This is a genomic window from Methanosarcina sp. 1.H.A.2.2 (assembly GCF_000979975.1).
Classification (GTDB): domain Archaea; phylum Halobacteriota; class Methanosarcinia; order Methanosarcinales; family Methanosarcinaceae; genus Methanosarcina.
Genome location: NZ_JJQL01000080.1, coordinates 109,095 through 117,243, shown reverse-complemented (window position 1 = coordinate 117,243; position 8,149 = coordinate 109,095). Strand labels below are relative to the sequence as shown.

The window sequence follows — 8,149 nt, the reverse complement described above, 5'->3', positions numbered from 1 at the left end:
GGTAATCCTAAAATTCAATGGGTATTTGGTGACGGTTCAACATCTGATTCTCCGTCTCCTTCTGTAAATTTTGGTTCAAAGGGAACAAGAGCAAACACTTTGGTAGTAACTCCATGGAGTGCAGTAACTAAAATCAATATAGGTTATGATGGTTCAGATGGTGGAGTAACTCCAGGTTCCAGTACAATAGAAAATGTAAAAAAACAGAATGTAATAGCTGTTACTGGTTTAGAAAATGTTGCGCCATACCTCCAGGTATGGGCTTCGAGTTATAATCCAATAACTGCGCTGGATTTCAATAACTTCACGGCACTGCATACGATTGAGTGTTTTTATTGTACATCACTGGCTACCATCAGACTCCGTAACGTTCCATCTCTGACCAGGCTTTGTCTTGAAAATTGCAACATTTCTTATCTTGATCTCTCAGAAGCTCCTTCTCTGGCTGATCTTCGTGGAGCATCTCAGAGAAGTTCAACATATACAATAAATTGGGGTACTACAGGAGCTCAGATATGGCATATATGTGTTAGAGATAACCCGCAGATGACCAGCACCTTCCCGGTCAATCAGTTTCCACTTCTCAAAGACTGTTATATATGGAACGGTAATCAAAGCGGTGCTCTGCACCTGACTTCAACAAATTTGAAAAGCGTTCTATCAGCCAATAATCATTATAATGCTGCTAATTTTTCTGGTTGTTTCCCTGCTGGTAGAAAATGTACTGTGAATATGTATAATAATGACCTCACAAGTTTAGATATTTCCAATGATCCCGGTTTACTTTATTTAAATGCTAGTCGTAATTCATTAAATCAAACAGCAGTAGATGGGGTACTCCAAACACTGGATTCTTATAATACTAATGGTGGGGATTTAGATTTAACTGGAAATGCTGCACCATCAACTACAGGAATAGCACATGCAAATAATTTAACTGCCAGGGGATGGAAGGTTCAAAGTTCATTCCAAATTCGAGATTCAGAAAAGCAATTTTGAGTTTTGGGATCAGCTCAATTCTTTCTGATTTACCTTTATTGGTCTTTCTTTTTTCTTTTTCTTCTGACTCCTTTTATTTACTGGAATATTGGACTTTATCTTCTTCTTCTTCTATTGTATTTTCGGATTTCAGCTGTATCTTATACCCTCTAAATCTACTAAAACGCTTAATTTTACTCCTGTTACTCTCTTGTAGCCACATAATCGATGTTTTCCCTTTTTTATCGGAACGTCTATTAACTTCCTTATGCTTGGAGGCCTTTCTGTATGCGGTTTATGTGGGGGAAGATAAGGGTCTATGGATTTCCATAGAACGCCATCAATTTCAAAAATTGACATTCAGTTAAATTTATAATTCTAACATAATATCAGTTTCAGGATCGTCTCTATAATATATCTTCTTGTCGCACAATTTGCTGGTTGATATTTCGCCTTGAAACACTCTAACTAATTTGTTTTCTAGGCTTACAGGAGCAAAATGTACACAGAGCAGAAAATAACACTCAGAATACGAGTATGTGAGTATCTTGAAAATATCAATTTCTTACTGATAGACTAACCTTTCCCAGGAGAGGGAAAAATTAATGAGAATTGAGTGCAAGGTAAACAACACATATCTGAAATTACTCAAATGAAATTTTTCCCTTCTTCTGGAGTGTCCATCTTGAAAGTAAAAAAAGCAGTTATCCCTGCAGCAGGTCTCGGAACCCGTTTCCTGCCTGCCACCAAGTCCATGCCAAAGGAAATGCTCCCGATCATCGATACGCCCGTCATCCAGTATGTCGTGGAGGAGGCCATAGCCTCGGGGATCGAGGACATAATTATCATCACGGGAAGAGGCAAGAGGGCCATTGAAGACTACTTCGATGATTCTCCTGAACTGGAGATGCACCTTGCGAAAAAACACCAGACCGACATGCTGAAGCTGGTGAGGAACATCTCCTCCCTTGTGGATATCCACTACATCCGCCAGAAAGAGCCAAATGGTCTGGGAGATGCGGTTCTAAGGGCAGAAAACCATATCGGAGATGAGCCTTTTGCAGTGCTTCTCGGAGACGATATCATAGTCAACGACAAACCCTGCACTGCCCAGCTTATCGAGAACTTTGAAAAATACGGAAGGTCAACCATCGCAGTCGAAGAGGTGCCTTACGAAAAACTGAGCAGCTACGGGATTATAAAGGGCAAGCCTATTGATGATTCCCTGTACGTGCTTGAGGATATTGTGGAAAAACCCTCTCCTGAAGCTGCTCCTTCCAATATCGGAGCAATCGGACGCTATGTCTTTACTCCTGAAATTTTTGATTGCATAAAGGAAGCTGGAACCGGTGTAGGTAGTGAGATCCAGCTCACGGATGGCATCCGGCTCCTGAACAGGTCTCAGATGATCTACGCCTGCAGGTTCAAAGGAAAACGCTTCGATACCGGGGACCGGCTTGGGTATGTAAAGTCCATAGTGGACTTTGCCCTTAAGAATGAAAACCTTAGAGATGATGTACTTGAGTACCTGCGCGAAATCCTGGCAGTTGAAAAGGTTCCGGCAGAAAAGAAAGAGTAAAGGTAATAACAAACCAGATAATAAAAGAAGCATCAAGTAAGATCGATTTAAAAAAAGATAGCCAAAAGACTATCTAATAAATAGGTAATAAATGGGGGCGATAATTTCTGCTGATTTTCACCAGCAGAGTCCCTCATAATCCACATTTTTCGCTTTAATTACCCGCCTTCCGTCAATAACTATCTTTCCTTTCATGCCCTGGAATTCGGAATCGAGATTCTTGAACTCCTCCCATTCAGTCATCACAAGACAGGCATCTGCATCTTTAAGGGCATCTGAGGCCTTATCAAGGTATTCGATTGTGGGAAAGACGCGCTTCATGTTGTCTGTTGCCATCGGGTCATAAGCCGAAACTCTGGCTCCAAGCCTGAGGAGTTCAGCAATCACAGGAATTGCTCTGGATTCTCTTATGTCGTCCGTTTCATTTTTGAAGGCAAGTCCAAGGACTGCGATCTTTTTGCCTGCAGGATCCCCTATTTTCCTCTGGAGAATTTCAGTCATAAGAAGGGGCTGCCTTTCATTTACAGCTATCACGGACTCAAGGAGCACAGGAGCGTATCCTATTGCTTTTGCTTTTCCTATAAGCGCTTTTACGTCTTTCGGGAAACATGACCCTCCAAAGCCTGCCCCGGAATTTAAAAACTTTGAGGATATCCTGAAGTCTTTCCCTACAGCTTCCATGACCTCATAGGTATCGATCCCCAGTTTTTTGCAAATATTTCCTATTTCGTTGGCAAAGGAGATCTTGGTTGCAAGCAGGGAGTTATTTGCATATTTGATCATTTCCGCGGTTGCTGGACTTGTACGCGTGATCTCACATTCAAAGGTCCTGTAGAGTTCGGAAACCAGATCTCCTGAGCGTCTGTCGATTGCCCCAACAACTATTTTGTCAGGGTGCATGAAATCCTGGACTGCCTTTCCTTCCCTGAGGAACTCTGGATTCATTGCGACACCGAAATCTTTTCCGGCTGTCTTTCCTGATGCTTCTTCAAGGACCGGGAGGACAAATTTTTCTGTCGTTTCGGGCACTACTGTGCTTTTTACTACCACCACATGGTAGCCTTCTTTCTTTGCCAGGGCTGCACCGATACTGGCTGCTGCTGCCCGGACAATTGAAAGGTCTATACTCCCATCTTCGGCTGAAGGTGTTCCTACACAGATAAAGGAAATATCCGTTTCATTGACCGCAAATTCATAATCAGTAGTTGCTATGAGTTTTTTTCCTGCATATTTTTGCAAAAGCTCTCCGAGCCCCTCTTCATAGATGGGGGGAATGCCTGCGTTTATCTGCTCCGTTTTTTTCCTGTCAATATCTACACAGATGATTTCGTGTCCGACCTCTGCAAAACAGGCTGCAGTGACTGAACCCACATACCCTGAACCTATAACCGAAACTTTCATAATCTGAACCTCTTTCTTGGGAATTGAAGAGGTAATCGATCCCAATTCTTATTTATTTTTTGATAGGCTGTATCTCTTTGCAATTCCTGGTTTTTGAAGGTTCTCGTTTTCAGGCTTTCATATACTTATCTTTTTCGTACCGGTTTGAATATTTATATAGTTTGACAGTTTATAGGTTTCTATAGTTAGAATTTAGTACATGTTCTTACAATACCGTTAATAATAAGTTGGGGGATTTATAGTGCTTTCAATGCTGATCCTGGGTACCGAAAATCTTGCTCTGGGAAATCATTTTCCTGGTTCAGGCATCTGTTTTGTTTACACGGACTTTGGAGTTCCTGAATTTTACAGGATAACGGTTCTGGGACTAATCGTTCTTCTGGGGATGAAGGAAATGCTTCTGGTTTCCCTGAAAGAAGACTCTTTTTCAATAGATTCTATTGATATGGGGATATACCCTCTGTTGATATGTTTTGTTACCAATTTCCTCTTTGCGTGTCTGGAAATGATTTTTACAGGGTTAACCCCTTAAACCCTTTAATTTTTTTGCGTTTTAGTTGTTTTCTTCGTTCTTCTGGGGAGACCTTCCTGCTAAAATGTTACGGGGTAATAATAGGTTATTTTTTTCGTTTGTGAAGCTGAAAAACTCGGAATTATCTGTGTTTTTTATTTGTTACAGATCTTAGTTCAGAATCTTAGTTTCCAAAACTATTTATTCTAAACTCTTTATCTTTTAAGCATAATAGTATTATGTTAGTGATCCTATCAGAATTAAAAATTTAAATTTAATGAGGCGCTGTAATGTGGTGGAACTATGCCGAGGGGGTCGGAGTTGCCATCACCTATTATCAGCTCAGGGGAAATTTAAGGGACATTAAAATCTGAAGTTGGGTTCGGAAAAAAGGAACTTAGGAAGAACCAGGGTCTATCTGACTGCTTCTCTAATAAATGAAGTCTAGATGAAGTAGAATGACTCCCTGATTTCTCGAAAGTATCTTGCCTGATCTGTTTCTGGATTTGGCATTTAAATTCGTTTCTTACCTTCCTTTATACCGTTGCCTTCTCGCAAGAAAAGCTGTCCTTTTCCTCAATTAATGGAATTATGATTGGGGGATCAGTTCGGGAGTGAAAATCTTGAGGGTCATTGTTGATATAGGGCATCCAGCCCACGTTCATTTTTTTAAAAACACTATCTGGAATCTTGAAAAAAAAGGACACCAGGTTATGGTTGTCTCAAGGGATAAAGATGTTGTAATAGAGTTATTAGATGCCTATAAAATCCCGCATACCGTTTTAAGTAAGGTCAAACAGGGCAAGATTCACCTGTTTGAAGAGTTGTTCATAAGAGATTCTAAACTTTATAACATCGCTCGCCAGTTTAATCCGGACCTCATTATGGGCATTCTTTCCCCTACTGTTGCCCATGTTGCGTGGGCACTGGGGAAAAAATCCATAATTTTTAATGACACTGAACATGCAAAAATAGCCCAGAAATTGACCTATCCTTTCTGTGACATTATCTGCACGCCCACATCCTTTAAAAAAGATTCAGGAAAAAAGCAGATCAAGTACAGCGGATATCATGAATTGGCATATCTTCATCCAGCTTATTTCTCCCCAAATCCTGAGGTTTTACAGGAACTCGGTGTGGAGGTGGGCGAACCGTTCATAATCCTGCGCTTTATTTCATGGGGCGCACACCATGATGTAGGACAGCATGGAATCGATAATAAGCTAGCACTTATTAAAGAACTCGAAAAATTCGGGAAGGTTTTCATTTCTTCAGAAGGAAAACTGGCAGAAGAATTTGACCGATACAGAATCCGGGTACCCTCTGAAAAAATCCATGACCTTCTTTATTATGCCACACTATGCGTGGGTGAGGGGGCAACCATGGCTGTTGAAAGCGCAATTCTTGGAACTCCGTCTATCTATGTTTCCTCCCTTGCGGGAACTATGGGAAACTTTTCGGAACTCGAGGAGAAATACGGTTTGCTCTTCAATTACAGCGATTCGGAAGCTGCCCTGACAAAGGCTGTGGAACTTCTCAAGGACCCTGAACTTAAGAAGACCTGGGGCCTCAAGAGAGCTACCCTACTCAGGGATAAAATTAACGTAACCGAATTCATGGTCGAACTCATAGAGAGTCTTCCTGGAAAAAAGTCCGGGGTTTCCGTATCTGCGGTTTCGGATGAGAGCTATGTATGATTTACTAAAGCAAAACGCAAAGATATGGGATATTTTTTCCCGAAAAGAAGAGTATTTACCTGAAAAGCTCGATGAGCACGGGCGTTTTCTTTTTGCTGAGAAAGACCTCAGAAACGCCTCTGAGCCGGAGGCATCCAGATACCTGGTAGAACACGGGATGGAAGTTGAATTTCCGGAAAACAAAACCTTTGCTGTGTGTTTGACTCATGACATGGATGATATTTACCCTCCTCTTTCCCACAGCCTTCTGTCCTCAGCCTACTGCCTGAAAGATCTGGATTTCCGGAGTTCGGCAGCTCAGTTCCTCTGGAAATCCCGAGGTCCTGAGCACTCGCCTTACCTTAACTTTTCCGAAATCATGGATCTTGAGGCAGGTTTTGGAGCAAAGTCCTCTTTTTACTTCATTGCCAGCAGAGAGGACCCCAAAAGGTTCAGATATGATATAGAGGATGTAGAAAGCTATCTGGGAGAGATTTCCGATAGAGGTTGGGAAGCTGGTCTTCATGGTGGATATTATTCATATAACAACCTTGAAGCGCTAAAAAGTGAAAAAAAAAGGCTGGAAAACGTTCTGGGTAAAAAAGTCATAGGTTTTCGCAACCATTATCTCAGGTTCAAAACTCCTGAAACCTGGGAACTGCTTGTAGATGCCGGTTTTAGCTATGATTCAACTTTCGGATACAGTGATTCAGTTGGCTTCAGGAACGGCATGTGTCACCCTTTCAGACCATATAATCTGAATGAAGATCGGGAAATAGGCATCCTGGAAATCCCGCTTACTGTAATGGATGTCGCTCTTTTCAAAGATTCCAGATCTTTTGAGGAAGCCTGGAGATGCACAAAGAACCTGATAGATACAACAGCAAGGTTCAATGGGGTCATTACCCTGCTGTGGCATAACTTCGTTTTCGGGTGCAGTTTTAGAAAAGACTGGATCAAACTCTATGAAAAGGCTTTGCAGTACTGCTCTGAAAAAGGGGCATGGATGACAAGCGGAGAAGAGATTTACAGGTGGTGGGAGAATGAATTCTGATTCTAATGGGAAGTACCTGCTGATTACACCTGCAAGGAATGAAGAGGAAAACCTTCCTGATGTTTCTGAGTCTGTAACAGGGCAGAAAGTAACACCCGCACTATGGATCATAGTGGACGATGGGAGTACGGATGAGACTCCCCGCATTCTCGAAGGGCTGAAGGCAAGATACTCCTGGATTCAGAGCATAAGGCTCCCTCCAAGGCCAAGAGATATAACCTTTCACTATAGCTACGTCTGCAAACAGGGATTTGATCATGCACTGGATTACTGCAGGGAAAATTGCATTGAGTATGATTACATAGGTCTTCTTGACGCCGATACCGTACTCGATGAAAACTATTTTATAAAGTTACTGGGTGAATTTGAAAAAGATTCCTCTCTTGGGATTGCAAGCGGAGGGGTTTACTATGATGTTGGCGGCAAACTTTCACGAGAAGTATCAGATAAAAATCTGCCCCGCGGTACAGGAAGGCTCTGGAGAAAATCCTGTTTCCTTGAAACTGAAGGTTATCTGGTAGAACCATCCCCTGATTCCATTTCCAATATTAAAGCCCTTCTTCGGGGCTGGCAACTCAAGCAGTACGCAGATGTAGTTGAAATCCAGAAACGAAAGACGAGTGCAGGGGAGGGACTCTGGAAAGGATATGTAAAAAACGGCTGGATGGCTTATTATGTGGATAAGAATTTGCCTGTGGTTCTGTTAAATACGCTTTATTATACTCTGAAGTCTCCCTATTACACAGGAATTGCATACCTCTATGGATATCTCAATTCAACCCTTAAGAGGGAGAAAAAGATCAAGGACATGGAAATACGGGCTTACTATAGAAGTTTAAACCTCAGGCTGTTGTTTTCCCGAATCTCGGGAGCTTTAAGCCGTAACTCTACAGATACCCAGCAGGGAGAGCGGTGAATATCTTGAAATATTTTATAAGAGTTATGTATTG

General features: G+C 41.8%; 8 protein-coding genes. 6 read left to right on the top strand and 2 right to left on the bottom strand.

The features are described from left to right. Nucleotides 1-999 (top strand): hypothetical protein (locus EO93_RS13390; RefSeq protein WP_048163025.1); only part of this gene is annotated, 999 nt, incomplete at its 5' end. A 129-nt stretch (nt 1,000-1,128) separates the two neighbouring features. Here EO93_RS13390 and EO93_RS17610 read toward each other — a convergent pair. Beyond that, entirely contained in the window at nt 1,129-1,338 is a 210-nt protein-coding gene (locus EO93_RS17610; protein WP_156161327.1) for a hypothetical protein, read from the bottom strand. A gap of 325 nt (nt 1,339-1,663) precedes the next feature. On the opposite strand from EO93_RS17610, the gene galU reads away from it, so the two are divergent. After that, on the top strand, nt 1,664-2,557 hold the full coding sequence (gene galU, locus EO93_RS13385; RefSeq protein WP_156161326.1) for a UTP--glucose-1-phosphate uridylyltransferase GalU: 894 nt from the start codon (nt 1,664-1,666) through the stop codon (nt 2,555-2,557). 117 nt (nt 2,558-2,674) lie between these two features. Here the strand turns inward: galU and EO93_RS13380 are convergent, their stop codons facing one another. Next, nucleotides 2,675-3,958 (bottom strand): UDP-glucose/GDP-mannose dehydrogenase family protein, encoded by a 1,284-nt coding sequence (locus tag EO93_RS13380; RefSeq protein WP_048133605.1) that lies wholly within the window; start codon nt 3,956-3,958, stop codon nt 2,675-2,677. 250 nt (nt 3,959-4,208) lie between these two features. Here EO93_RS13380 and EO93_RS13375 point away from each other — a divergent pair, with 250 nt between their 5' ends. From EO93_RS13375 to EO93_RS13360, 4 genes are all read left to right on the top strand, one after another. Beyond that, entirely contained in the window at nt 4,209-4,490 is a 282-nt protein-coding gene (locus EO93_RS13375; protein ID WP_235284267.1) for a hypothetical protein, read from the top strand. Between the two features lie 602 nt (nt 4,491-5,092). After that, nucleotides 5,093-6,166, top strand: coding sequence for a DUF354 domain-containing protein (locus tag EO93_RS13370; protein ID WP_048163007.1), 1,074 nt, complete (start codon nt 5,093-5,095; stop codon nt 6,164-6,166). Further along, on the top strand, nt 6,150-7,199 hold the full coding sequence (locus EO93_RS13365) for a polysaccharide deacetylase family protein (RefSeq protein WP_082107660.1): 1,050 nt from the start codon (nt 6,150-6,152) through the stop codon (nt 7,197-7,199). The genes EO93_RS13370 and EO93_RS13365 overlap by 17 nt, the downstream gene beginning before the upstream one ends. Continuing rightward, nucleotides 7,189-8,115 carry a glycosyltransferase family 2 protein gene (locus EO93_RS13360; RefSeq protein WP_048163003.1) on the top strand — a complete coding sequence of 309 codons (927 nt, stop codon included), beginning with the start codon at nt 7,189-7,191 and terminating at the stop codon, nt 8,113-8,115. The genes EO93_RS13365 and EO93_RS13360 overlap by 11 nt, the downstream gene beginning before the upstream one ends. Nucleotides 8,116-8,149: the final 34 nt, after the last annotated feature.